At 55.6% G+C, this 22,895-nt stretch carries 23 protein-coding genes; 18 read left to right on the top strand and 5 right to left on the bottom strand.

All coding sequences use genetic code 11. The features are described from left to right. The first annotated feature begins 128 nt into the window (after positions 1–128). Entirely contained in the window at positions 129–350 is a 222-nt protein-coding gene (locus FHS30_RS15460) for a penicillin-binding protein (protein WP_183911410.1), read from the top strand. Positions 351–484: 134 nt separating this feature from the next. Here FHS30_RS15460 and FHS30_RS15455 read toward each other — a convergent pair whose 3' ends face one another. Both FHS30_RS15455 and FHS30_RS15450 read right to left on the bottom strand, forming a co-directional pair. Beyond that, positions 485–1,258 (bottom strand): hypothetical protein, encoded by a 774-nt coding sequence (locus FHS30_RS15455; RefSeq protein WP_183911409.1) that lies wholly within the window; start codon positions 1,256–1,258, stop codon positions 485–487. A gap of 305 nt (positions 1,259–1,563) precedes the next feature. Then, positions 1,564–1,938, bottom strand: a complete 375-nt coding sequence (locus FHS30_RS15450) for a VOC family protein (RefSeq protein ID WP_183911408.1) — start codon at positions 1,936–1,938, stop codon at positions 1,564–1,566. 183 nt (positions 1,939–2,121) lie between these two features. Between FHS30_RS15450 and FHS30_RS15445 the strand changes: the two genes are divergently transcribed. The 10 genes from FHS30_RS15445 to FHS30_RS15400 all read left to right on the top strand — a co-directional run bounded on the left by FHS30_RS15445 (position 2,122) and on the right by FHS30_RS15400 (position 13,624). Next, complete coding sequence (locus FHS30_RS15445; RefSeq protein ID WP_183911407.1) at positions 2,122–3,243, top strand: sensor histidine kinase; 1,122 nt, start codon at positions 2,122–2,124, stop codon at positions 3,241–3,243. Continuing rightward, positions 3,240–4,043: a LytR/AlgR family response regulator transcription factor gene (locus tag FHS30_RS15440; RefSeq protein WP_183911406.1), complete on the top strand. Its 804-nt coding sequence runs from the start codon at positions 3,240–3,242 to the stop codon at positions 4,041–4,043. The genes FHS30_RS15445 and FHS30_RS15440 overlap by 4 nt, the downstream gene beginning before the upstream one ends. Positions 4,044–4,195: 152 nt before the next feature. After that, positions 4,196–7,300, top strand: coding sequence for an efflux RND transporter permease subunit (locus tag FHS30_RS15435; protein WP_183911405.1), 3,105 nt, complete (start codon positions 4,196–4,198; stop codon positions 7,298–7,300). A 10-nt stretch (positions 7,301–7,310) separates the two neighbouring features. Beyond that, positions 7,311–8,384 carry an efflux RND transporter periplasmic adaptor subunit gene (locus FHS30_RS15430; protein ID WP_183911404.1) on the top strand — a complete coding sequence of 358 codons (1,074 nt, stop codon included), beginning with the start codon at positions 7,311–7,313 and terminating at the stop codon, positions 8,382–8,384. A gap of 91 nt (positions 8,385–8,475) precedes the next feature. Beyond that, entirely contained in the window at positions 8,476–8,859 is a 384-nt protein-coding gene (locus FHS30_RS15425) for a hypothetical protein (RefSeq protein ID WP_183911403.1), read from the top strand. Positions 8,860–8,891: 32 nt separating this feature from the next. After that, entirely contained in the window at positions 8,892–10,508 is a 1,617-nt protein-coding gene (gene gshA, locus FHS30_RS15420; protein ID WP_183911402.1) for a glutamate--cysteine ligase, read from the top strand. A gap of 24 nt (positions 10,509–10,532) precedes the next feature. Continuing rightward, a complete protein-coding gene (locus FHS30_RS15415) occupies positions 10,533–11,138 on the top strand; it encodes an acyl carrier protein phosphodiesterase (protein WP_183911401.1) in 606 nt (201 codons plus the stop codon). Positions 11,139–11,251: 113 nt separating this feature from the next. Continuing rightward, positions 11,252–12,073, top strand: coding sequence for a DUF4349 domain-containing protein (locus tag FHS30_RS15410; protein WP_183911400.1), 822 nt, complete (start codon positions 11,252–11,254; stop codon positions 12,071–12,073). Between the two features lie 34 nt (positions 12,074–12,107). Then, entirely contained in the window at positions 12,108–13,142 is a 1,035-nt protein-coding gene (locus FHS30_RS15405) for an oxidoreductase (RefSeq protein WP_183911399.1), read from the top strand. After that, positions 13,139–13,624, top strand: a complete 486-nt coding sequence (locus FHS30_RS15400; RefSeq protein ID WP_183911398.1) for a GNAT family N-acetyltransferase — start codon at positions 13,139–13,141, stop codon at positions 13,622–13,624. The genes FHS30_RS15405 and FHS30_RS15400 overlap by 4 nt, the downstream gene beginning before the upstream one ends. A 92-nt stretch (positions 13,625–13,716) precedes the next feature. Here the strand turns inward: FHS30_RS15400 and FHS30_RS15395 are convergent, their stop codons facing one another. Then, on the bottom strand, positions 13,717–14,148 hold the full coding sequence (locus FHS30_RS15395) for a flagellar basal body-associated FliL family protein (protein WP_246341355.1): 432 nt from the start codon (positions 14,146–14,148) through the stop codon (positions 13,717–13,719). 149 nt (positions 14,149–14,297) lie between these two features. On the opposite strand from FHS30_RS15395, the gene FHS30_RS15390 reads away from it, so the two are divergent. From FHS30_RS15390 to FHS30_RS15370, 5 genes are all read left to right on the top strand, one after another. Beyond that, entirely contained in the window at positions 14,298–14,786 is a 489-nt protein-coding gene (locus FHS30_RS15390; RefSeq protein WP_183911396.1) for a disulfide bond formation protein B, read from the top strand. Beyond that, complete coding sequence (locus FHS30_RS15385; RefSeq protein ID WP_183911395.1) at positions 14,762–15,139, top strand: CidA/LrgA family protein; 378 nt, start codon at positions 14,762–14,764, stop codon at positions 15,137–15,139. Before FHS30_RS15390 ends, FHS30_RS15385 begins: the two co-directional genes overlap by 25 nt. Next, positions 15,132–15,833 (top strand): LrgB family protein, encoded by a 702-nt coding sequence (locus FHS30_RS15380; protein ID WP_183911394.1) that lies wholly within the window; start codon positions 15,132–15,134, stop codon positions 15,831–15,833. The genes FHS30_RS15385 and FHS30_RS15380 overlap by 8 nt, the downstream gene beginning before the upstream one ends. Positions 15,834–15,911: 78 nt before the next feature. Beyond that, a complete protein-coding gene (gene rsd, locus FHS30_RS15375; protein ID WP_183911393.1) occupies positions 15,912–16,373 on the top strand; it encodes a sigma D regulator in 462 nt (153 codons plus the stop codon). Positions 16,374–16,486: 113 nt separating this feature from the next. Continuing rightward, on the top strand, positions 16,487–17,455 hold the full coding sequence (locus FHS30_RS15370) for a WD40 repeat domain-containing protein (protein WP_183911392.1): 969 nt from the start codon (positions 16,487–16,489) through the stop codon (positions 17,453–17,455). Between the two features lie 62 nt (positions 17,456–17,517). Here the strand turns inward: FHS30_RS15370 and bamJ are convergent, their stop codons facing one another. Beyond that, entirely contained in the window at positions 17,518–18,252 is a 735-nt protein-coding gene (gene bamJ / locus FHS30_RS15365) for a BamJ family beta-barrel-assembly machinery protein (RefSeq protein ID WP_425502392.1), read from the bottom strand. Between the two features lie 70 nt (positions 18,253–18,322). After that, complete coding sequence (locus FHS30_RS15360) at positions 18,323–18,799, bottom strand: TIGR02444 family protein (RefSeq protein WP_183911391.1); 477 nt, start codon at positions 18,797–18,799, stop codon at positions 18,323–18,325. 45 nt (positions 18,800–18,844) lie between these two features. On the opposite strand from FHS30_RS15360, the gene FHS30_RS15355 reads away from it, so the two are divergent. Both FHS30_RS15355 and FHS30_RS15350 read left to right on the top strand, forming a co-directional pair. After that, positions 18,845–20,734, top strand: a complete 1,890-nt coding sequence (locus FHS30_RS15355) for an ABC-F family ATP-binding cassette domain-containing protein (protein WP_183911390.1) — start codon at positions 18,845–18,847, stop codon at positions 20,732–20,734. 197 nt (positions 20,735–20,931) lie between these two features. Beyond that, positions 20,932–22,863 (top strand): autotransporter domain-containing protein, encoded by a 1,932-nt coding sequence (locus FHS30_RS15350; protein WP_183911389.1) that lies wholly within the window; start codon positions 20,932–20,934, stop codon positions 22,861–22,863. Positions 22,864–22,895 lie beyond the last annotated feature (32 nt).

The raw sequence follows: 22,895 nt of genomic DNA, 5'->3' as shown, positions 1-22,895 counted from the left end.
AGCGCTTGTGAATATATAGCGTAGACTTGAAACAGGATTTTAGCGGCGCAACGGGAAGGGGATATCGCTCGGCATCGTGACAGCTAGCCGCCACAACAGCATCATTTGAACCCATAGAGAGCTCTGCCATGAACCAGCGAATGCAACCCGAGGATTTACAGGCACTTAAGATTGCTTTCAGTTATATGCCAAAGGCTATTGATGTGAGCCGCTACAGCCATGGCGACCGCTACCAGAAAGTGCTCAACCATATTGAAGCGGTTAGGGAAGTGCTGCTTATCAATGACATTGATCCAGAAGAAGTTTACGGCGAAATTCACGATGATATTGCACCCAACTCCTCCTACTGAGTCACGGGCACAGCGCTTTTGGTAATACACACGTGGACCAATAATAAATCAGCACTAATTTAGTGTATAAAGCCTGAAGTGTTTTTAAATTATTAAAAATTCTTCAGGCTTAATTTAGAGCTATCAGAATTTCGTTATTCTGATTTTTCCTGCATAGATAGATCCTTTCGATATCGGTAGATGTTGTATTCCACCGTTTCAAAATGCGAGCTCCAGCGCTGCCAAAACGCTTTAACTTTTTCTTCAGATCCCAAATGCTTGACCATTATTTCACTGAATTTTTGCTCGGGCGGCGCCATATCGGCATAATTTTTAAATGGAATAGCCAATTTCATTTGCGGCGTTCCGCCCACAGGGAACTGCCAAGACCAATGGTAGGGCCAGTTATTTTCTTTGGCCGCCGTACTGATGGTGGCCATATCTTCTTTCATGGCTTCCCATTGACCCATTTTAACGAAATATTGACTCACACCAACAAAGTTGGCTTCCACGCCTTTCGGCCAATGGGTATTTTTTAGGTCTATCCTTTCCAAGTTGTGACCATAGCGCTGCGCGTATTTATCGACGTGCTTACTCCAATGTTTATCAGGGCGCTTCTCCATGCCCCACTTTTCGTAGCTATCCGCATCTTTCCACTCAAAGCAACAATAGCGAATCATGTACTGATTTAGTTGCTCACCTAACACGGGTGTGTAGACGCGCCAAGCTCGGGGGTCTTCGAGTTTTTCACGCTCTCTCATGTGATCTTTAAATTTCTTTTCGAAATCTGCGTGCATGCCTGGCTTAACCTCTGCCATCCACATCTCCGCCAGCAGCACTTTATCTTGCGCTTGCGCCGGCATGACCACAAAGATCAAAGCGGCGAGTAGACCAGCCAACCCGCTTCCATGTTTTCGTCCATAAATCATTGTTTTTTCCTCATCGCATATTTGAAAAAATACGCGCACACAAAACAGCCCTAAAATACTTGCGTTACGCAGAGGCATAATAATTGATCAAACGTGCAATTTTTATATTGTTTGGCTGCTAGCAACTGGCTACTTATTTCGATCGACACTTAAATATCACGGTTTAGGGGAGCGAAATTCTGTTTTCAGCGGCGCCTATGTTGATTCCGGAGGGATAGGGCGTGCGGTCGATGAGCGGGACGCTTTAAGCGCTGCGCCCCCCAGGGAGGGCGCTCGCTCAACACATCTACGAGAGGACGGTACGGCTATTTCACAAAGCAGAAGAAATTGAGCTTATTGCCGTCTAAATCCCGAAAATAGCCACCGTAGAAACTGCCCTCACCCCGTGGGCCGGGTGCACCTTCATCGGTGGCGCCGAGGCTAAGGGCTTTGGCATGCAGGGCTTGCACTTGCTCGGGCGTCTCTACCGCCAACGCAATCATCGATCCATTGCCCGCACTGGCCGCCTCGCCATTAAAGGGGCGCGCAATGCAAAATCCGGGCTTTTGAGGGTCGTTGGCCCAGGCGATAAACCGCTCATCTTCCATCAGCCGCTGCGCGCCAATCTCGGCCAACAGGGCATCGTAAAAGGCTGCTGCCTTGGGCATATCGTTGGTCCCGACCATCACATATCCAATCATTTTCGCTTCCTCCATTGAAATTGAGGCTTGGTTATAGCAGATTGGGCGCGCTGTCGCGCTAGATTCAGTGGGCAGGTTCTACGGCCAACGGCGCTGAATATACGACCAACACGGCCTATGCGTCGCCCTCGTCGCTATTACAGCCCTTATAATAAGAACACCAAATACCTAATAAAGATCACTATGCAGCCGCTAAATCAACAACCCTTGGTGCAGAAAATTCTGAACCAGCCCAACTACCAGTTTTGGGCCCTGAACCTCTTCGGCTGGGCCGGTTACGGCTTTTTCGTTGCGCTATCCGCGATTTTCTGGGATCGACACCTCGGCCTGCAGGCAGCCTACACCCTGATGTCGGTGACTACGGGCCTGGTCTTATCGCTAGGTTTGCGAGAATTTTTTAAGAAAATCTGGAACCTGAATGCCATCTTGCGCGGCATCTATTCGCTGCTCGCGGTCATTGTTATTACCGGCATTTGGTCATTTGTGAAAATGGAGGTGTTTTTTTACCTCAATAAGGACATGGAGTCGTCCCGCAGCCTCTACGAATATCTGGGCTGGTACACCTATTCATTTTTCATATTCTTGAGCTGGGCTGCACTCTATTTCAGTTTGAAATACTACCGCATGCTACAAGCGGAAAAAGAGAAAACACTTAAAGCGCAGGCCATGGCCCATGAAGCACAATTGAAAATGTTGCGCTACCAACTCAACCCACACTTTTTGTTCAACACCCTCAACGCCATTTCCACGCTGATCCTGGAAAAGGAAACGGTCACGGCCAACGGTATGGTCACAGAGCTGAGTAAGTTTTTGCGCTATTCACTCGACAACAATCCCATGCAAAAAGTAACGCTCGCACAGGAAGTGGAGACGCTGAAACTCTATTTGGGTATTGAAAAACTGCGCTTTGAAGAGCGACTGAACATTAATTTTAGAATCAGCGAATCGGCCCGCAACGCGCACATCCCCAACCTGTTGTTGCAACCGCTCATTGAAAATGCCATTAAATACGCCATCGCCAAAAGCCCGAACGGCGGCACAATAGAACTGGATGCCGATGTGCTGCATAATCAGCTGTCTATTCAATTGAGCGACGATGGCCCGGGTATTGCCGACATTCCCGTCGCTATGCGCGATCGGATCGAGGGCCAACACGGCGGCGTAGGCTTGGCCAATACCCGCGAGCGACTGCACGAGCTGTACGGCGCCGCCCACAGTTTTGAATTGGAAAATATTGAACCGCGAGGACTGCGCATTACCATTCGCATTCCCTACAGCAGTACTGAAAGGAGCAAGGCGGCATGACTTTAAAGGCACTCATTGTGGACGACGAATCGCTGGGCCGGCGCGGACTTAAATTGCGACTCGCAGATATCGAGGGCGTCGAAGTTGTGGGTGAATGCACCAATGGCAGCGAAGCCTTGGCGGCCATTCCCGAGCTGTCTCCCGACTTGGTGTTTCTCGACATTCAAATGCCGGGTATGGACGGCTTTGATGTGGTTCGGAGCCTGCAAGCTGACGATATGCCGATGATTATTTTCTGCACGGCTTTCGATCACTACGCCGTCGATGCCTTTAAAATTCACGCCGTGGATTATCTGCTCAAGCCCATAGAAGACAGTCGCCTACGTGAAGCCGTGAGTCGCGCACGCGAAGTGTACGAGCACAAAAATGCCGTTGCCGATAAAGCCCAGTTGCTGGATGTGATCGGCCGCATTACGCAGAAAGACCCCGCACAGGTGGACCAATGGCTGTCCGACGATGAGGGCACAGCGCAATACCCGGAGAAAATTGCAGTTAAAGATGGCGGTAATATTACCCTCGTGCCGGTGGCTGATATCGATTGGGTAGACGCTGCTGGCGACTATATGTGTTTACACGTTAACGGCGTGATTCACGTGATGCGCATCACCATGAAAGCCCTCGAAGAACAACTCAATCCCGCCCTGTTTCAACGCGTGCACCGCTCCACCATCGTCAACATCAAGCGCATTGAGAAAATCAGCTCACATATAAACGGCGAATACCATTTAATCTTGCTCAGTGGCGACAAGCTAAAGATGAGTCGCAGCTACAAAGACAAGGTTTCCACCTTTTTAAAATAGCCGCTGATCGCACGAACTATCTAATCGCGGCCATCGCGTTCCACTGGCCGCAGTTTATTTGCGCTACACCTCAATTGGCACTCCCGCACTAGGCTATTTTGCTAAGGTGAAATCCTCACCAGCATCTGTGCCTCGTCATTGGATTTGCCACCATGAATTTCACTAAAGCTACGCTGCGCAATCCACCTGCTGCGATTGTCGCCATCGTTTTCGCCGTGGCCTTTGGCCTCTTTAGCTTAGCCAAGCTACCGATTCAATTGTTCCCCGACATAGAAAACCCTGTGATTAACATCCAGGCCGGTTGGCGTGCCGCCAGCCCCAAGGAGATGGAATCGGAGATCGTGGAGCCCATTGAAGAAGTGCTGCAAGGCTTGCCCGGCGTCAAGGAGGTGGTGGCCTCCTCCAATGCGGGTTGGGCGTGGATCAACTTGACCTTCAGCATGGACACCGACATGCAGAAGACCTTGTTGGACGTGATCTCGCGCATGAATCGCCTCAAGCCACTGCCGCGCGACGCCACACAACCCATTATCAGCCTTGGCGGTGGCGGCAGCGGTGGCCCCGCATTGACCTGGTATTTCCTGCAAGTGCTGCCGGGCAACGACACGCCGGTCGATGAGTACATTCCCTTTGTCGAAGAAGTCATTAGCCCCGCCATTGAATCCATACCCGGCGTGGCCAGCGCCCGTGTGGGCGGCGCCGGCGGCGGCAATCAGGAAGAACTGCAAATTCGCTTTGACCCCTACCGCGCCGCGCAACTGGGAATTCAGCTACCTGCCGTAGCGGGTTTAGTGAGCCAATCCAATGACGTCTCGGGCGGGCGGGTCGATGTGGGTCGACGGCAATACACGCTGCGCATGGCGGGGCGCTTTAAACCCGAAGAGTTGGGCGGCATGGTGTTGGATTGGCGCGACGGCAAGCCCATCACGCTGGGCGACATTGCCGACATCTCGGTGCGCAAACCCGATCGCTTTAGTCTCGCCACACAAAACGGCAACCCCGCCATCGGCATTGAAATTACGCGCGAAAGTGGTGCCAATGTACTGGCCACGCTCAACGCCGTGAAAGCAAAAATGGCGGAGCTGCGCGACGGCCCAGTGGCGGCGCGCAATCTAACCGTGGTGCAGTCCTTCGATGCGTCGGTGTTTATTTACCGGGCCATCAACCTCGTTACCAGCAACATCTTTTTGGGCGTATTGCTCGCCGTGGGTGTGCTCTGGTGGTTTTTGCGGCGGTTGAGGGCCACCGCCATTGTGGCCCTGAGTATTCCGATATCTCTGCTGTCCACCTTCATCGTGCTGCAATTCACGGGTCGCACGCTCAATGTCATCTCTTTGGCGGGGCTGGCCTTTGCCGTGGGCATGGTCTTGGATGCGGCGATCGTGGTGCTGGAAAACGTCGTGCGCCTGCGCGAGCAAAAGCAAAACCCCGACGACAGTGCCACGCAGGGCACGAGCGAAGTGTGGGGCGCATTGCTCGCGTCCACAGCCACCACGGTGGCCATCTTTTTGCCGGTGGTGTTTTTGAAAGATGTGGAAGGCCAGCTATTTTCCGATCTCGCCCTCACCATCACCATCGCCGTCAGTATTTCACTATTGGTGGCCATTACCGTGGTGCCTCTGTTGGCGTCCAGATGGCTAAAAGAGGGCGGACTCAAAGACCACAACCTGCCACTGTGGACGCGCATCACGGGCTTGATCATGCGCCTAACGCACACCCCCAAGCAGCGCTGGAGCCTGATCGCGGGACTGATCAGCGCACCGCTACTGGCCATGTGGCTACTGCTACCTGAGATGGACTATCTACCGCCGGTGAAACGGGATGCCGTGGATACCTTCTTCCGCTTTCCACCGGCCACCAACATTGACACCATCGAAAAGGAAATCATCGCGGTGATCAACGAGCGCATGGGGCCCTACATGCGCGGCGAAAAAGAGCCCGCGCTGAAGAACTTCTACGTGCTGGTATGGCCGGGCGGCGGCACCATGGGCGCACGCGCACTGGATCAATCCAAGGTAGAAGACCTACTTAAAGTGGTGCGCGAAGAAATCACAGTGAACCTGCCCGATACTCAAGCCTTTAGCGCGCAGGGCAATTTATTCGGTCAATTTGGTGGCAATCGCGCGGTCCCCCTGCACCTGCAAGCGTCCGACCCCAAATTGCTCGCACACGTTGCCGAGCGAGCGGTGGGCTGGGTCAACGACGCCATTCCACAGGCTCAGGCGCGGGTCGAGCCCGGCACCTCTGACTCAGAGCCCGAACTCAGACTGACGCCGAATGATCGCGCCCTGCAAGAGCTGGGCTGGAACCGGCGCGACATGGGCGCCGTCATTCGGATGCTGGGGCAGGGGCTGTGGGTGGGTGAGCACTTCGATGCCGTCAAACGCATGGACGTGATACTGCGCACCCAGCGCTGGGACGATCCAGAGACGCTCGCCAGTTTGCCGCTGGCGACCCCGAGCGGCGCCGTGGTTCCGCTCAGCCAACTGGCCAGCATCGAACGCACAGTGGGGCCCAATCAAATTCGCCGAATCGATCGCCGCCGCACCTTGACGCTCATGGTGGTGCCGCCCGAGGACATGTCCCTAGAGAAGGCTATCGCCACCTTGCGCACCGAGGTGGAGCCCAAGATTCGGGAGGCGCTCGCCAGCGGCAATGTGCAATACGGCGGCAGCGCCGACAATCTCAATCAAGCCCTTGGCACCATGGCTGAAAACTTTGCCGTTGCGCTGCTTATTCTGTTTTTGTTGATGAGCGTACTTTTTCGCTCGCCCAAAGACAGTGCGCTAGTACTCTTGGCCATGCCACTGGCCATGGTGGGTGGCGTGATCGCCCTGCAGATTCTCAACTGGGTGGGATTCCAACCCCTAGACCTGCTCACCATGATTGGCTTCGTGATCATGCTCGGGCTAGTGGTCAACAACGCCATTTTGCTGGTGCATCAAACCCGATCCGCCGAGCGCGAGGGCATGAATCGGCACCTCGCGGTGGAGCAGGCACTGATGCTGCGCTTGCGGCCCATCTTTATGAGCACCTTGACTAGCTTGTTTGGCATGTTGCCACTGTTGCTCATGCCCGGTGAGGGCAGCGTCATCTATCGCGGACTGGCGGCAGTGATTGTAGGCGGCATGAGTGTCAGCACCGTGTTCACCCTCGTGTTATTGCCCTGCTTCTTGCGCATGGGGGCAAAAGGCCAACTGTCAGCACACGATATTCCGCCCGGCAGCCAACTTCGTCATTTGAAATCTGTGGCCTGAGGAAAACGCCATGAAACAACTTCTAACCATAACAGCACTGGGCCTGTGTTTAGCCAGCGCCCTCACCTTTGCCCAGCAACAGCGCCCGCCGGCGGCGGTGGAAGTGGCGGAGGCCCAAATACGAGACATAGCGCCCACCGTGTGGGTGCCCGGTACGGTCATCAGCCGGCAAGATTCCAACATCGCCGCCGAAATATCTGGCAATTTGCTGTGGGTTGCAGAAGTGGGCGACCAAGTGACCCAGGGGCAGACACTGGCGCGCCTGAACGATCGCGTCTGGCAGCTGCAATTGGAGAACGATCAAGCCAATGTGGCCCGTTTACAAGTCAGCCTGGACTTCTTGGAGCGTCAAGTCGTGCGCAGCGAGCGCTTGGCGCAGACCAACAGCACCTCTAAGTCTGAATCGGAGCGACTCACCATGGAGCGCGATACCACGCGCCAACAATTGCAAGCCGCCAAGGTGGCCCTAGCGCGCACGCAGTACGACTTAGAGCGCACCCACATTAAAGCGCCCTTCGACGGCATCCTAGTGGCGCGCAACCACCAGCCGGGTGAACATATCGGTGTGGGCGAAACGCTAGTGCGGCTCACCAACATCGAGAATCTGGAGATTCGGGCACAGGCGCCGCTGGGCACTCTGCGCTATTTGAGCCCCGGTGCCGAGGTGGCCATCAAGAGCCAGCAGGCGACTCGCACCAGCCAAGTGCGCAGCCTAGTGCCCGTGGGTGATGAGCGCTCTCGCATGCTGGAACTGCGCATAGCGGCCGATGCCAACTGGATTATCGGCGAGGCGGTGCGCGTCGAACTTCCCAACGGCGAACGTCAAGCCTCGCTCACGGTCCCGCGCGATGCATTGGTGTTGCGCGAACACCAAATATACGTGTTCAAAGTGGGCACAGACGACAAGGCTGAGCGCATTGCCGTACAGACCGGCGACGGCTACGGCAGCCGGATCGCCATCACCGGCAACCTTAGCGCCGGTGATCTCGTCATCGTACGGGGCGCAGAGCGATTGCAGGAGGGCCAGACCGTGAACATTATCAAACAACATGCCGCCACTGAGGGGCTCGCGAGCAACAGCTAAGCCACCCGCTCGCCTAGCCCTTTCAATTCGGATTTTTGCCCCCATCATTGGGGGCAACCCTCAGTTTTTTATATGAGCCGAATCGATTCCCATGAAAACTGCATTCCTACTGCAAAATCAAAACAAGCTGCTGCTGAATAAACAGCGCGAGTGGGTAGACGCCACCGACCTCAAGAGTCTGTACCTCACGCCCCACAAAGACGAAGCCATCAATCAAAAGGTGGAAGTTAACGCCAAGGACTACACCCAGCGCATACACTTGTTGGAGTGCCCCCTGAATGAAAAGGGGCTGCCACAGGTGCCTGAAGACGCCCTGCCGGAACCGCTGCCAAAAGCTGAACGAACTACCGAGCAATCCAGCCTGCTGGTCGAAACGGCAGATGACGGCGACAATACAGACGCGCTAAGCTCCTCGGCAGAATCCGCGGATCCCACACCCGACGCGAGCCAGACCGAGACCACGCTGGCCCCATGATCCAAACTTCACTCAGGCCCGAGGAGTAGCCCTTGACCAACCTTTCGCACGCCCTAAAAGATAAGCTGGCCTGGTTGGCCAACGGCAACACCCACCTGTTGAAAGTGATTCTCCGGGGCCTCGAAAAGGAAAGCCTGCGCGTGGGCGCAGACGGAAAACTGGCGCAAACAGACCATCCGAAGGCGCTGGGCGCGACCTTAACCCACCCGCACATCACCACCGATTACAGTGAAGCGCTGCTTGAGTTTATCACTCAGCCGCACACCAGTGTCGATGCGCTGCTCGGTCAGCTGAGCGACATTCATACCTTTACCTATCGCCATTTGGGCGAGGAAGTGCTGTGGGGTGCGAGCATGCCGTGCATGATCGGCGCCGACGCCGACATCCCCGTGGCGCGCTATGGCAACTCCCACACCGGGCGCATGAAAACCACTTATCGAATTGGCTTGGGCCATCGCTATGGTCGCGCCATGCAAACCATTGCCGGCGTGCACTACAATTTTTCTTTTTCCGATGAATTGATTGCCGCACTGCACGCCCGCGCGAAGAGCCCATTAAGCTTTCAAGATTTTAAAACCCAAAGTTATTTCGATTTAATCCGAAATTTCCGCCGCTACTTTTGGTTGCTGGTGTATGTGTACGGTGCGGCACCGGCGGTGTGCCGCAGCTTCGTGAAAAATCGATCCCACAAATTATTGCCTGTGGGTGACGATGAACACAGCTTACACCTGCCCTATGCCACCAGCTTACGCATGGGTAACTTGGGCTATCAAAGTGATGCACAAACCTCGCTAACGGTGTGCTACAACAACCTCAATACCTATCTGAAAACGCTGTGCGGCGCCATTACCTTGCCACACAAAGAGTATCAGGCCATCGGTCTCAAAGATGCGCAGGGAAATTACAACCAACTCAATACCGCATTGCTACAAATCGAAAACGAGTTTTACTCCACCATTCGCCCAAAGCGCACGAGCCAACGCGGTGAAACTGCACTCAATGCACTACATGCACGCGGGGTCGAATACATTGAAGTACGCTGCGTCGATTTAAATCCCTACGAACCGCTCGGCGTCACCCGTGAACAACTGCATTTCATGGATGCGTTTCTACTGTTTTGCCTGTTGGACGAAAGCCCGGAAACGAACCCAAGCGAATATGCTGACATGCAAGAAAATCAGCGCCGCATCGTCGAGCAGGGGCGCGACCCGCAGCTGACACTGAAACAAGCGGGTCAAGAGAAATCCATGCATCAGTGGGCCAACGAAATACTCACGGGCATGGCACACAGCGCACAAGTGTTAGATCAAGCCTCCGATTGTGCAGAGTTCTCTCAGGCAGTGGCGGCAGTGAGTGCACGCATTGAAGATCCCCACCAAACACCGGCCGCCAAACTCTTGGCCGACATGCAAGCTAAAAACAAAACTTTTTATCAACTTGCCAAAGACCTTGCCGATCAGCACGCCGAATATTTTCGGGAGCGTTCACTCACCGACGAATCGCTCGCACTGTTTGAGAAGCAATCGGCGGCATCGCTGGCGGCGCAAGCCCAGCTGGAGCGCGATCAAACCGGCGACTTCGAACAATATTTGGCCGATTTTTACGCCCAATACACCTGCTGTGACAAACCTAAGTTCGACTGCCTTTAGGCGCCGCACGGCTGAGCGTGCGGGATGAACTATCTGGCTCATCTCGCACTTTCCGGTAGCGATGCGCAGGTGCGCACGGGCGGCTTTTTAGGCGACTGGCTAAAGGGGCCACTACACCAACACACCGAGCAATGGCCCGCAGGTGTTATTGCGGGCGTGCGCAGACACCGCGACATCGATGCCTGGATAGACAGGCAACCAGAAACCGCGACAGCCATGGCGCTACTCGGGCCGCGCTATCGACGTGTAGCCGGGCCCGTTATCGATATCATGTTCGACCACTTTCTGGCGCAACAATTTAGTCGATGGCACCAACCCGAACTCGCCCTATTTTGTACCGAAGTGTTTCGCCAACTGGGGCCGTTTAAAGCGCGCATGCCGAGCGGCGCGCAGCGCTTTCTAGAGCGTGCACAATCCCACAAATTATTTGAACGCTACGGCGACAAGGCAACCATTTACGGCGTGGTAGCGAGCCTACAACGGCGCTTGTCAAAGCCCGAACTGCTCGCAAATATTGAGCCCGTACTTGTGGCGCGAGACGCTGAGCTGGCGGAAGTATTTAATGAGGTCTACCCAAAACTGTTGACCTACGTGAACAGTCCTGTGCACGACCCAAGCAAGCGGGATTAACAGCATCAGTAACGGCAGCCACAAGCATTCGAAAATCTACGTTAAACTGTGCCATAGCAGTGGGCAACATGGGTTGCTATGCTGGCTCGGTTATTCAGCGCTAAGGATACGTCATGCAACATTTTTACCGCGTTAGCCTCACCGTTTTAGTTTTAGCCTTTGCTTTCGCCACGGCAGGTTGCTCGCCAGAAGGGTCTCAGATCGACGCGGAGGCGCCTGCCCCGCTTCGAGCGTCGACTATGAAAATGCACGCCGACACCTCCATCGCGGCCCCCGAGTTTCAGAGCGGAAATTCCTATTTGGCCTTTGAACACCAGATCACCGTCAGTGTGGCAAAGGATGAAATCATGTCGGCAGCGGAGCACATCAAAAGCTTTTGTCTCGAGCAATGCACAATACTGGCAACCAATTTACAACAGGGCGACCTCAGCTACGCTTTTGTGCGTATGCGCATGGCACCAGAGCGCGTTGCAACAGTAATTGAAAAAGCGGGAGCACTCGGCCAGGTCGTATCGCAAAACACGCAGGCGGATGATCTGCAAAACCAAGTTGCGGACAATTCCAAACGCATTGAAATGTTAATTAGCTACCGCGATAAGCTGCAGCAATTGGAACAAAATTCCGCACAAGAAGTAGATGCCCTGATTCGCGTTGCCTCCGAATTATCGCGTGTGCAATCAGACTTAGAATATGCACAGGGAGAAAAGGCACGCCTGTATCAACGCATCGATCAACCCATTGTGAGCGTGCACCTGCAAACTGTAGAGTACGACTCCTTTTGGTCTCCCATTGGCAAGTCACTGAGCCAATTTGGCGAGTACTTTGCCAAGGGAACCGCCTTTGTATTAATGGCGATAGCGTTTGGCATTCCAAGTTTAATTGGGTTGATAGTACTGTTTGTGTTGGCTCGTTTTGTTTGGCGAACATTGAAATGAAATCTGCTTACGCTAGAAAAAAGGCGCGCTATTTATGGCTTTGAAGGTGGGCATTATTGGCTTTGGATATGCCGCCCAGACGTTTCATTTTCCCCTACTAAGTCACGCCGCTGACTACGAGCTTTGTGCGGTACTCAGCAGCCAAGCTAAACCGCTGGTTGGCGATGTCCAGCACTACACCGAGCTCGAAGATTTTTTAAAGCATCCATCACTCGATGTGGTGATCATTACCGCACCCAATAGCCTGCACTACAGTTTGAGTAGCCAAGTGCTGCAGCGCGGGTTGCACCTAGTGGTGGAAAAGCCCATGACCGTTACCTTGGCGCAAGCACAGCACTTGTATGCATTGGCGGCGGCAAATGCTTGCACACTCACGGTCTTCCACAACCGCCGCTGGGATGGCGACTTTCTCACGCTGCGCGCCGCGTTGGACCACAATCGGCTCGGTGCAGTAAAGCTGTTTGAATCGCGTTTTGATCGGTTTCGACCGCGCGTGCGCGACCGATGGCGAGAGAATGCCGGCGCGGGTGCAGGCATCTGGTTTGACCTTGGCCCTCACCTCGTCGATCAGGCGCTACAACTGTTTGGCTGGCCCATACAGATTACCGCGCGCTTGCAAGCCCAGCGCCAAGGCGCACAAAGTGTCGATTACTTTCACGTTCAATTGCACTACCCCGATTGCGAGGTGGTACTGCATTCCAGCCCTCACTGTGCGGGGCCAGTGCATCGATTTAGAGTGGAAGGGAGTGCCGGCACGTTAACGATTGCAGATCTCGATCCACAGGAAGCGCAACTTAAAGCGGGGCTGTCCTTGGACGATCCACAGTTTGGTGTTTCGCAGCAGCGCCGAGCGCGGCTCGACACCGCCAGTGGAACCGAGTCGCCCGCACTCGAGCGCGGCAACTACCCGGCGTTTTATCGGCAATTGGCGCGCGCGTTAACAGTCGGGGGCCCGCTGCCCGTCACACGAAGGGATGCACTCTCGGTTATGGCGCTGCTGGCGCTCGCTGAACAAAGCCAGCAACGCGGTATGACCTTGGATTGCCCAGACCTGTCGGAGATAGTATGAGCATCAACATTCGAGCTTTCGAAAGCGGTGATAGCGAGGCCGTGCTGGCATTGAATAAAGCATCGGTGCAGTTTTTAAGTCCGATGGATGCCGAGCGCTTGCAACTGCTTCGCGCACACAGTGCATTATTTTGGGTGGCTGAAAACAACGAAGGGGTGGTGGGCTTTCTGTTGGCGTTTACCCATGGTGCCGCCTACGACAGCCCCAACTATCGCTGGTTTAATGCGCGCTTACAGCGGTTTCTTTACATTGATCGCATCGTGCTGAGCGCACAAGTTCGGGGGCAGGGGTTGGGCCAACAATTTTATCGGGAACTGACTGATTGGGCCAAAGCGCAGCAGTTAGTTTGGTTGGCCGCCGAAATCGACATTGCACCGTCCAATCCGCCGTCGCTGCAGTTTCATCAACAACAGGGCTTCATTACCGCGGCCGAACAAGCCGTAGGCAATAAACGCGTATCACTGCAAATTAAATCACTCTAACGCGTGTTTTTAACAATCTTGCGTTGTTCATTTGGTGGCGTGCGTCGCACCGCTATCAATCGCAACGGTGCGCCACTAGCGGGTGATTAGCGTTAGCGCTGGACTATCAAATTGTCGAAGAAAACGTCTACCACGCCGGTGTCTTCACCCTCTTCATTCTCAATAACCGTGCGAATGGCCGTGAGCGCATCCTGCCGCAGTTGCTCCTTGCCTTCTTGTGTGTCGATGACCAGCTCTTCCTGCCGACTCATCAACGTCACAAGCGTATCCCGAATGGCCGGCATGTGATGGCGGACTTTTTGGGCCGCGCTGACATCGTAAACCCGCACGGTGAGTTCGGCTTTTAGGTAGCGCAAACGACCGGGGCCACCGTAATTCACCACGAAGGGCGGTTGCAGCGGAATATACAGCGCCTCTGGCTTGGCCGGCGTTTCGCCCTCAGCCTCCGCTTCCTCATCTTGAGCCACGGTTTGCGGATGCCACAACAATAGACAACAGGCTATCAGTACTAAAGGTCTTAACATCGCCATAAACTACCCAAACAAGAACTCTGGAAAGCTTTTAGCATAGTCGCTCCAGCCCGTTTATGGTGCCGGGTTATTGTGCCAAATGCGGTTTTCGCCTAGTGTGGCCGGCAAAATTACGCCTTTATCCATTTAGTTAGGAGCAACCCATGCTACCCGGCATTCGTCAAACGTACTTTATTGTGTTCTTGGGCTGCACTGGCCTCATCCTCGCGGCGCTCTACATGCAGCACGCAATGGGCATGCACCCCTGTCCACTGTGCATCACGCAGCGCATTTTCGTCATAGTGGTCGGTCTTCTGGCGCTGCTGGCTGCGCTGCACAACCCCGCCGCCTTCGGTCGCAAAATTTACGGCGGCTTAAGCATCATTGGGGCGCTGATTGGCGCAGGCGTTGCTGGCCGTCACGTGTGGATTCAAAATTTGCCCGAAGACCAAGTGCCCGCCTGTGGCCCGGGTTTGGAATACATGTTCGAAACCTTTCCGCTCATGGACGCCCTGCGACTGTTGTTTCAAGGCGACGGCAATTGCGCCGACGTGGTCTGGCAATTTTTAGGCTTGAGCATTCCCGGCTGGACGCTGGTGGCGTTTGTGGGCTTGGCGGTAATTAGCCTGTGGCAAGCACTGCGCAAGGCGTGATCCCAGGGCTTCTCATACTGATTGCCTACCAGCTGGTCGGTGAACTGATCAGCTACTGGCTCAATTGGCCCATTCCGGGGCCCGTTGTGGGCATGTTGCTATTACTGGCCAGCCTGCGACTCGGCGCCGTACTGTGGCCTAGAGGCTGGTTGGTCGCCACCGAGACAGCAGGCAAAGCGCTCATCGATAATTTGAGCCTGCTGTTTTTGCCCGCCGGTGTCGGTATATTTTTTCTGCCCGATCACATTCAAGCTCAATGGCCTGCAGTCCTCGCGGCTATAGTGCTCGCAACTTTCATCAGTATGGTGTTGTGTGCAATCCTGCTGCGCTGGCTAAGTCGCCACCATGACTGAGCGCGCAACGGGCCTGTTGCTCATCGGCGCCACATTGTTGGCCTACCAACTGGGCTTGCTACTCTACCGACGCGCGGCTCGCCGCGTCTGGCTACACCCGCTGCTGACCGGCACCTTGTTAATGGCGCTGCTGTTAACTGCGCTGAACATATCCTTTGCCGAATACCGACAACACACGTTGCTATTTGATCAACTGCTGGGGCTTGCCACAGTGGCCTTGGCACTGCCGCTGCACCGCGAATTCCACCATCTCAAAGCGTTTATTGGGCCGGTTACGGTCACCGTAATATTTGGCGGCTTGGTGGCCTGCGCCACGGCTCTGGGATTGGCGGCACTGGCCGGTGGCAGCCATGAACTCCTGCTCGCACTGGCGCCAAAATCTGTCACCACCCCCATCGCCCTGAGTATTGCTGAGCAGTTAAATGCCAATACGGGTTTGACCACGGGCGTGGTTATTTTTACCGGTATTCTCGGCGCGCTCATGGCACCCTTGGCCTTCCGCGTGACGGGTTTGCAAGACCCGCGCAGCCAGGGCTTGGTACTAGGCATCAACGCCCACGGCGTGGGTACGGCGCGCGCGTTTGAGACCAATCCCATCACCGGCGCGTTCGCCAGTTTGGCCATGGGCTTGACGGGGGCATTCACAGCATTGTGGTTGCCAGCCACAGTGCAAGCGCTGACAAGGGGCTTTTGATTAGCGCTTGCCGGGCATCACACTTTCCCCTACATTGAGCACTAGTCTCGTCATTAAAAGCGTTAAGGAATTCGCAACATGCTCGAAAAATGTGCAACAGCTAAAGAACGTTGGGGTGGTGTTAGCGATATTATTGATCGTTGGCTGCAGGCACGTCAGGACATGCTGGTGCTGTACTGCAAACTGTCTGATTTCGACGCCTTTGAACCTGAGCAGCACGGCGACAAAGTTCGCACCCTGTGCCAAATGCTGGTGGATTATTCCTCTGCAGGCCATTTCGAGGTGTACAAGCAGTTGGTGAACGAAGCAAAAGAATTCGGCGACACCGAGGCCATTAGCGAGGCCGTTGAGTTGTATACCAAAATCGATCCAACTACCGATGTTATTCTCGATTTTAACGACAAATACCAAGAAACTGACGACTTGGATGCGCTTCGCAATGACCTGTCTCAATTGGGTGACGCCCTCGAGACTCGGTTTGCCGCCGAAGATCGATTGATCGCGGTTATGCACGATGCCCATAAGGATCTCGTGGCCTAGCCACGAGATTTAAAGCCGCCCGCGCGACTTGCCGTGGGGGGCTATCCCCCCAAGCGAAGCCCTCAGTTATACACTATCTTTAAAGCCAGAACCCTCTGCGCTCGGACTCGTGTATGAAATGGAAAGCTGCTGGCCTGATTGTGCTGCTTTGGCTCACAGCCTGCGATTCAACGCCCACCCCCACAAAAAGCATTGAAGTCGCCAATAAGGGGGCCCTGAGCGCATCGCTCTCGGACGATGGCGACTATGCCATTATCGGATCCATTTTCGAAGGCGGCAGCCTGTGGCGGCTCACGGATTTTGAACGCCTCTACAATTGGAACCATCGAGCCGGTGAACAATCCACCCTGCAGAGCAGCGCCTTTTCACCCGATACACGCTGGGCCGCTACCGCCACCACGCACACCATCGTGTTTTGGGATGTGCAGTCTGGCCAGGCCACTCGCTTTTGGAATGCGCCAGCGGAGATTTTAGACATGGCGCTAACGCCCAATGGCAATTATGCGCTGCTCGGCCTTGTGGACGGTACGGCAGTGATGTTTGACATTAAACGGGGCGGCGTCAGTCGCACCTTTCGACACACCAACCGGGTGCGCAAGGTGGCGTTATCTGCGGATGCTAAATTCGCACTCACGGGTTCAGAAGATAAAACAGCGGTGCTCTGGGACGTGGCCTCGGGCGAGGTGCTGCGCACGTTTACGCACGACGAAGAAGTGCAAATGGTGGCCTTGAGCCGCGACGGTACGCGCGCGCTGACGGCCGCCAAATACGACAAAGCCGTGCTCTGGAACCTAGAGTCGGGCCGCGCTATCGGCAATATTCCCCTGCAGGGCTCCATGGTCAAACGCGGCCTGCGATTTACCGCGGCGCGGTTTTCCGATGACGGGAGCCAGTTGCTCACTGGCCGGCCCGACGAGATAGTTCAGCTCTGGAGCGTTGAAAGTCTCACCGAAACAAAACGTTGGCGGCTCCCCAAGCGCGACACCCTACAACCCACCGGCGCCGCAGTGTTGGCATTGGCATTTACTGAAAACGGCTACGTTGCCGTGGCCAGTAACGGCTTTGTCCACGCCTTGCGCTAACAGTTTCCGAAACAGGCCCATAAAAAAAGGCTGCCTAGGCAGCCTTTTTAGCAAGGGCTCGCTTATTCGGCGGCCGCTGCCTCTTCGCCGGCGTCGATGCTCAGCAATTCCACTTCAAAAATCAGCGCCTGGTTTGGACCGATTGGGCCAGTGCCGCCGGGGCCGTAGGCCAGCTCTGACGGAATATACAATTCGTACTTGGCGCCGGGGCTCATCAACTGGAGCGCTTCGGTCCAGCCGGGAATGACACCGGTAACGGGGAAGCTAACTGGCTCACCGCGGCCGTATGAACTGTCGAACTCAGTGCCGTCAATCAGCGTGCCCTTGTAGTGCACGGTAACTGTGTCGGCCGTTGTGGGCTTGGCGCCTTCACCAGCGTTAACAACTTTGTACTGCAAACCCGACTCGGTGGTTTGCACACCGTCTTTTTTCGCGTTCTCTGCTAAATAGGCCTGGCTCTCTTTCATGTTGCCATCGGCCACGGCTTTGAATTTGTTTTCTTGCTTGGCCTGCGCCTTGGCTTGGAAATCCTGCATAACTTGCTGCATTTCTTCTTCACTGATGCGGCTTTCTTTGCCGGCTTGCACGTCGTTGATCGCCAACGCGATAGCCGCTGCGTCCAACTCAAATCCTTCCTGCTTAAACTGGCTCGCCATGTTGGTACCAAACATGTAGCTCACCTTGGCTTCCAAACTTTCGAGCTTGGCTTCTTCAGCTTTTTTATCTGCGCCACAAGCGGCCAACAATACAGACGCCAAGGCAATGCCTGACACCAGGCTATGTTTCATTTTAATCATTATCTTCTTCCGGTTGAGGTCCCAAGCTCCACACTGGCTCAGGCGTACATGACGAGCGGCCAATACTAGCCTAGTTATGCGGGCCTGTTAAGCGACCTGGAGGCCGCTCGGCCATTGCGCGGCGCAAAGCGGGGAAGGGGTCACAATCATGCAGTTGATAGTGAGAGGCCAGGCTGTTCAGCGCCAGTTCCGATGTGGGCGACCAAGGCAGTGCTGCCAGCTTGTCCAACACCGCCAACTCGGCACTGAGCTCGGTCTGCTTGATGCGCTCGCGCAGGGCTTGGACAACATCATCGGTTCGCGCCTGCGGTTTGAGTTGCCGGCGCAACTGGCGGATTGGCCAGACCACCGCGCGCTCCCACTCCACTACCGGTTGGCCAAGCGCGTGTAACTGCGCCCCATCGCAACCCGTACCGCGCCAATCCAACCACGCGCAACACAGCAACAAGGGCACACTCACGCCGGCGCGATCTTGCCAGCCCAAGCACTCAGTTTCCACATCCTTGCGGCCATAAATCCATAGTGCAAAATCTTTCAACGCTTGCATGATTTTCTGCTGGTGGCCGACAGGCGCGCTGCTACAATGCGCGCCATGATTGAATTAAACCAAGTGAGCCTGCAACGCGGGCAAAAATTTCTGCTTGAACAGGCGGACCTGCGCATTCACCCAGGCCAACACGTGGGCTTGATTGGCGCCAATGGTACGGGCAAATCGTCGCTGTTCCAATTGTTGCTCGGCGCACTTAGCACCGACGCCGGTAGCTGCCAAATACCCGACCAGTGGCGCATTGCCCACATGGCGCAAGAAATTGAGGATACCGGCAAACGCGCGCTCGATCACGTGCTCGACGGCGACACCGAATTGCGGCGTTTAGAGGCGCTTATTGCGCAGGGCGAGGGCGAAGCGCTGGCCAACGCCTATGCCGAAATGGAGCACATCGACGGCTACACCGCTGAAGCTCGCGCGCTGCAATTAATGGCGGGCCTTGGCTTTGCGCCCGGCGATGAACACAAGCCCGTGAGCGACTTTTCCGGCGGCTGGCGCATACGACTCAACCTCGCGCAGGCGCTCATGTGCCCGAGCGATCTGTTGCTATTGGACGAACCCACCAACCACTTGGATTTAGATACCACGCTGTGGCTAGAGCAATGGTTAAAACGCTACCCCGGCACCCTGTTGCTAATTTCCCACGACCGCGATTTCCTCGATCAAACGGTGGATCGCATCGTCAATTTAGAAGGCCAGAAATTGGTACTGTATGTGGGCAATTATTCCGCCTACGAGCGGCAAAAAGCCGAGCGGCTGGCACAACAACAACTGGCCTTCGAAAAACAGCAGGTACGCGTTGCCGAGATTGAAGATTTTGTGCGCCGGTTTCGCGCCAAAGCCTCAAAGGCGAAGCAGGCACAGAGCCGACTGAAAGAGCTAGAGCGCATGGAGAGTATCGCGCCGGCCCATATTGACTCCCCGTTTCACTTTGCCATCCCCTGTTACGACAAGGTGAGCACGCCGCTTGTGGGCTTACAACAAGCGCGTTTAGGTTACGGCGCGCGGGCGCTGTTCGAGCAATTGAATCTCACCCTTTTGCCCGGCATGCGCATTGGTTTGCTCGGATTTAACGGCGCCGGTAAATCCACACTGGTTAAAGCCTTTACCGGCGATCTCACCCCCCTTGCCGGCGAGCGCGTGAGTGGCGAGCATTTGCGCATCGGCTATTTTGCCCAGCACCAATTGCAAGCCCTAGACTTGGACGCGACGCCGGCACTGCACCTGCAACGACTATCGCCCAAAGCCAGCGACCAGGAAATTCGCAATTTTCTAGGCGGCTTTGGCTTTAACGGCGAGCTGGCGCTCAGCAAGGTGCGGCCGTTTTCCGGCGGCGAAAAGGCGCGCCTGGCGCTCGCCATCATCGCCTGGCAAAAGCCCAATTTATTGCTGCTGGATGAACCCACCAACCACCTCGATTTGGAAATGCGCCACGCGCTGACGGTGGCACTGCAAGCCTTTGAAGGCGCCGTGGTGGTGGTTTCGCACGATCGCCATTTGCTGCGCAACACCGTGGAGGAGTTTTGGCTGGTACACGAGGGTCAGGTGAGTATCTTCGAGGGTGATCTCGACGCCTACCACCAGTGGACCCAAGCGCAGCAACAACAAGCTGCACCCACCGCCGCCAGTGCGACTAACGAAGCACCGCGGGCGGATCGCAAGGTTCAGCGCCAACAAGCCGCCGCCGAGCGGGCAAAACTGAAGCCGCTCACCCAAGCCCTTAAAAAGGCCGAGCAACAAATGGAGAAATTCCAGACGCTGCTCGATGAAGTCGAAGCGCAGATGGCCGACCCCGACCTCTACCAAGATGACAACAAAGCGCGCCTACAGGCGCTGATTAAATCGCAGGCGGAGGCCAAGGCAGGTTTAGAAGCCAGCGAGCAAACGTGGTTTGATTTGTCTGAACAGTTAGAGGCGCTGCAAGCGTCGGCGTGACTAAAAGGTCAGACGCGCGGCTGGTATCGCTCACTGATCCCCCTTATGATCAAGTGCGTATCAGTGAAACTACAACTATAAATCACTGAACGCATTCGGTTTTTGCGCAGCTTGCCACACCGCTGTTGTCACCCAGACAGCAGCCAAAATAATAAATACCACCACGATTATGGATGGTCGTAATGAGGAATGACGCAATGAAATCCACCCTTAAACCCCTAGCCGCCGCACTCTTGATGTGCGCTGCCACTGCGCACGCAGGCTCGCCCTTTGACGAGCTGGTCGTATTCGGCGATAGCCTCTCCGATTCAGGGCAATTCCCCGATGCCGGCGGGCCCATCAATACCACCTATTTGGTACCTGGCAGCGGCCTGCGCTTTACCAATCGCGTCAACGGCGCGGGCAGTGAAACGGACCTCGTGGGCGTACAGCGCCTCAGCCAGCAACTTGGCCTCGGCTACTTAGCGGCCTCAACACCTTACCTACCGAGCCCCGTGACCGGCTTCCCGGCGGGAACTAACTACGCGGTAGGCGGCTACACTTCTGCGCAAATTAAGGCGTCCATCACCGATGCCAATGGCTCAACGGTATTCAACCCAGCTGCCGGGCCCGCCAAAGTGCGCGATGGCTACTTGGCCGAATACGGGAGCGCCAGCGCGCGCACCCTTTATTACGTCAACGGGGGCGGCAATGATGTGCTGGGCCTGACCAACCCCTTTGACCCCGACAACGCCACCAACATCGTCACCGCCGCCAATACGCTGGTGGCCGGCATCAATGCGTTGGACAGTGCCGGTGCCCAGTACATCATGGTATCCAACCTGCCCGATGTAGGTACCACACCCGCTGGCATAGGCTCTGGCGCACAACCCCTGTGGTCGCCCATGAGTGCGCTCTACAACGACACACTCTATGCGGGCTTGAATGCCTCCAGCGCCAACGTCATTCCCGTCGACGCACGCGGTTTAATGGCTGAGATTTTGGCCAACCCCGCTGAATTCGGCTTTATGTCGGATGTCACTATGCTAACCGCTACCTGTTACGACGGGTCGGGCGGCAGCTGCCTTGAAAATCCCGTTTACGGTATGTCACAGGCAGGTAACGGGGATCCCACCCAGCTCATTTTCAATGACGGCGTGCACCCAACGGCGGCCGCGCAACAGATCATCGCCGACTACATGTACAGCCTGATTCAAGCGCCGCAAGAGGTGGGGCAATTGCCAGTGCTGGGTGCCAGCCTTGTGGATGCCGACCAGCGCGCGCTGCGCAATCAGATGCAGGCCAATTTAGCCAGCGGCGCCTTAAAAGCGGGCCAGTGGCAAATTTTCGCCAGCGGCCAGAGCATGGACCTGCAGTCGCGCAACGGTTATACCGATGCCGACGCCGAGCACCAAGGTGCTAGTTTAGGACTGCAATACGGCCTGAACGAAAGCTGGAGCTTGGGCCTCGCCTTCGCTTCGCAAAGCGGCGATCTAGGCTTTGACGACTCGGCCTCGACGCTCGATGGCAGCAGCCAAGCCATCACCCTGTTTACCGGCTACAGCAATGCGCGCCACTGGGCTAATGCCAGTGTGCACGTGGGCCAGCAAAGCTATGACAGCGCGCGGGTCTTGCCCTTGGGTGTCGCAATGCGCACTGAAACCGGCACAACCGATGGCAGCTCACTGGGCCTGACGGCAGAGTACGGCTATAACATTTCGCCCCACACCAACTGGGACTATGGCCCTAAAATCGAGCTGGCGCACCGGACCATCGACGTCGATGGCTTTGCGGAAGCGGGCGGTATGACCACCTCGCTGACGTTCGACGATCAAGAGCACACCTCACTGACCGCCGATGTGGGTCTGTTTGTGCACTGGCGCGCCGACCAGCTCGTCGTAACCTCTGAATGGGGCATTCGCTCAGAACTGAAGGCGCAAGACCACCAGGTAACCATGACCAACCAAACGCTCTCCTTGGGCAGCTATGAGTTACCCGGCTATGTTCAAGACAAAGGTCAGTCCTGGCACGGCAATCTCACGGCCAGCTATTACATCAGCGATGCAGCTGCCATCAGTGCAAGCTGGGCCACAGAGCGGGGCGATAACCGCACTGACCTCTTAGGTGTTGGCGTTAGCATGCGGTTTTAATTCCACCAGTTAGCGTAAATCCTTATAACGGC

The organism is Simiduia aestuariiviva, assembly GCF_014192475.1.
In the GTDB taxonomy this organism is placed as follows: Bacteria; Pseudomonadota; Gammaproteobacteria; order Pseudomonadales; family Cellvibrionaceae; genus Simiduia; species Simiduia aestuariiviva.
This window is presented reverse-complemented; position numbering and strand designations above follow the sequence as displayed.

Excerpts from the sequence above, each read along its gene's own strand:
- FHS30_RS15460 (WP_183911410.1), top strand. The coding sequence starts at position 129 with ATGAACCAGCGAATGCAACCCGAGGATTTACAGGCACTTAAGATTGCT.
- FHS30_RS15455 (WP_183911409.1), bottom strand. The coding sequence starts at position 1,258 with ATGATTTATGGACGAAAACATGGAAGCGGGTTGGCTGGTCTACTCGCC.
- FHS30_RS15450 (WP_183911408.1), bottom strand. The coding sequence starts at position 1,938 with ATGATTGGATATGTGATGGTCGGGACCAACGATATGCCCAAGGCAGCA.
- FHS30_RS15445 (WP_183911407.1), top strand. The coding sequence starts at position 2,122 with ATGCAGCCGCTAAATCAACAACCCTTGGTGCAGAAAATTCTGAACCAG.
- FHS30_RS15440 (WP_183911406.1), top strand. The coding sequence starts at position 3,240 with ATGACTTTAAAGGCACTCATTGTGGACGACGAATCGCTGGGCCGGCGC.
- FHS30_RS15435 (WP_183911405.1), top strand. The coding sequence starts at position 4,196 with ATGAATTTCACTAAAGCTACGCTGCGCAATCCACCTGCTGCGATTGTC.
- FHS30_RS15430 (WP_183911404.1), top strand. The coding sequence starts at position 7,311 with ATGAAACAACTTCTAACCATAACAGCACTGGGCCTGTGTTTAGCCAGC.
- FHS30_RS15425 (WP_183911403.1), top strand. The coding sequence starts at position 8,476 with ATGAAAACTGCATTCCTACTGCAAAATCAAAACAAGCTGCTGCTGAAT.
- FHS30_RS15415 (WP_183911401.1), top strand. The coding sequence starts at position 10,533 with ATGAACTATCTGGCTCATCTCGCACTTTCCGGTAGCGATGCGCAGGTG.
- FHS30_RS15410 (WP_183911400.1), top strand. The coding sequence starts at position 11,252 with ATGCAACATTTTTACCGCGTTAGCCTCACCGTTTTAGTTTTAGCCTTT.
- FHS30_RS15405 (WP_183911399.1), top strand. The coding sequence starts at position 12,108 with ATGGCTTTGAAGGTGGGCATTATTGGCTTTGGATATGCCGCCCAGACG.
- FHS30_RS15400 (WP_183911398.1), top strand. The coding sequence starts at position 13,139 with ATGAGCATCAACATTCGAGCTTTCGAAAGCGGTGATAGCGAGGCCGTG.
- FHS30_RS15395 (WP_246341355.1), bottom strand. The coding sequence starts at position 14,148 with ATGTTAAGACCTTTAGTACTGATAGCCTGTTGTCTATTGTTGTGGCAT.
- FHS30_RS15390 (WP_183911396.1), top strand. The coding sequence starts at position 14,298 with ATGCTACCCGGCATTCGTCAAACGTACTTTATTGTGTTCTTGGGCTGC.
- FHS30_RS15380 (WP_183911394.1), top strand. The coding sequence starts at position 15,132 with ATGACTGAGCGCGCAACGGGCCTGTTGCTCATCGGCGCCACATTGTTG.
- rsd (WP_183911393.1), top strand. The coding sequence starts at position 15,912 with ATGCTCGAAAAATGTGCAACAGCTAAAGAACGTTGGGGTGGTGTTAGC.
- FHS30_RS15370 (WP_183911392.1), top strand. The coding sequence starts at position 16,487 with ATGAAATGGAAAGCTGCTGGCCTGATTGTGCTGCTTTGGCTCACAGCC.
- bamJ (WP_425502392.1), bottom strand. The coding sequence starts at position 18,252 with ATGATTAAAATGAAACATAGCCTGGTGTCAGGCATTGCCTTGGCGTCT.
- FHS30_RS15360 (WP_183911391.1), bottom strand. The coding sequence starts at position 18,799 with ATGCAAGCGTTGAAAGATTTTGCACTATGGATTTATGGCCGCAAGGAT.
- FHS30_RS15355 (WP_183911390.1), top strand. The coding sequence starts at position 18,845 with ATGATTGAATTAAACCAAGTGAGCCTGCAACGCGGGCAAAAATTTCTG.
- FHS30_RS15350 (WP_183911389.1), top strand. The coding sequence starts at position 20,932 with ATGAAATCCACCCTTAAACCCCTAGCCGCCGCACTCTTGATGTGCGCT.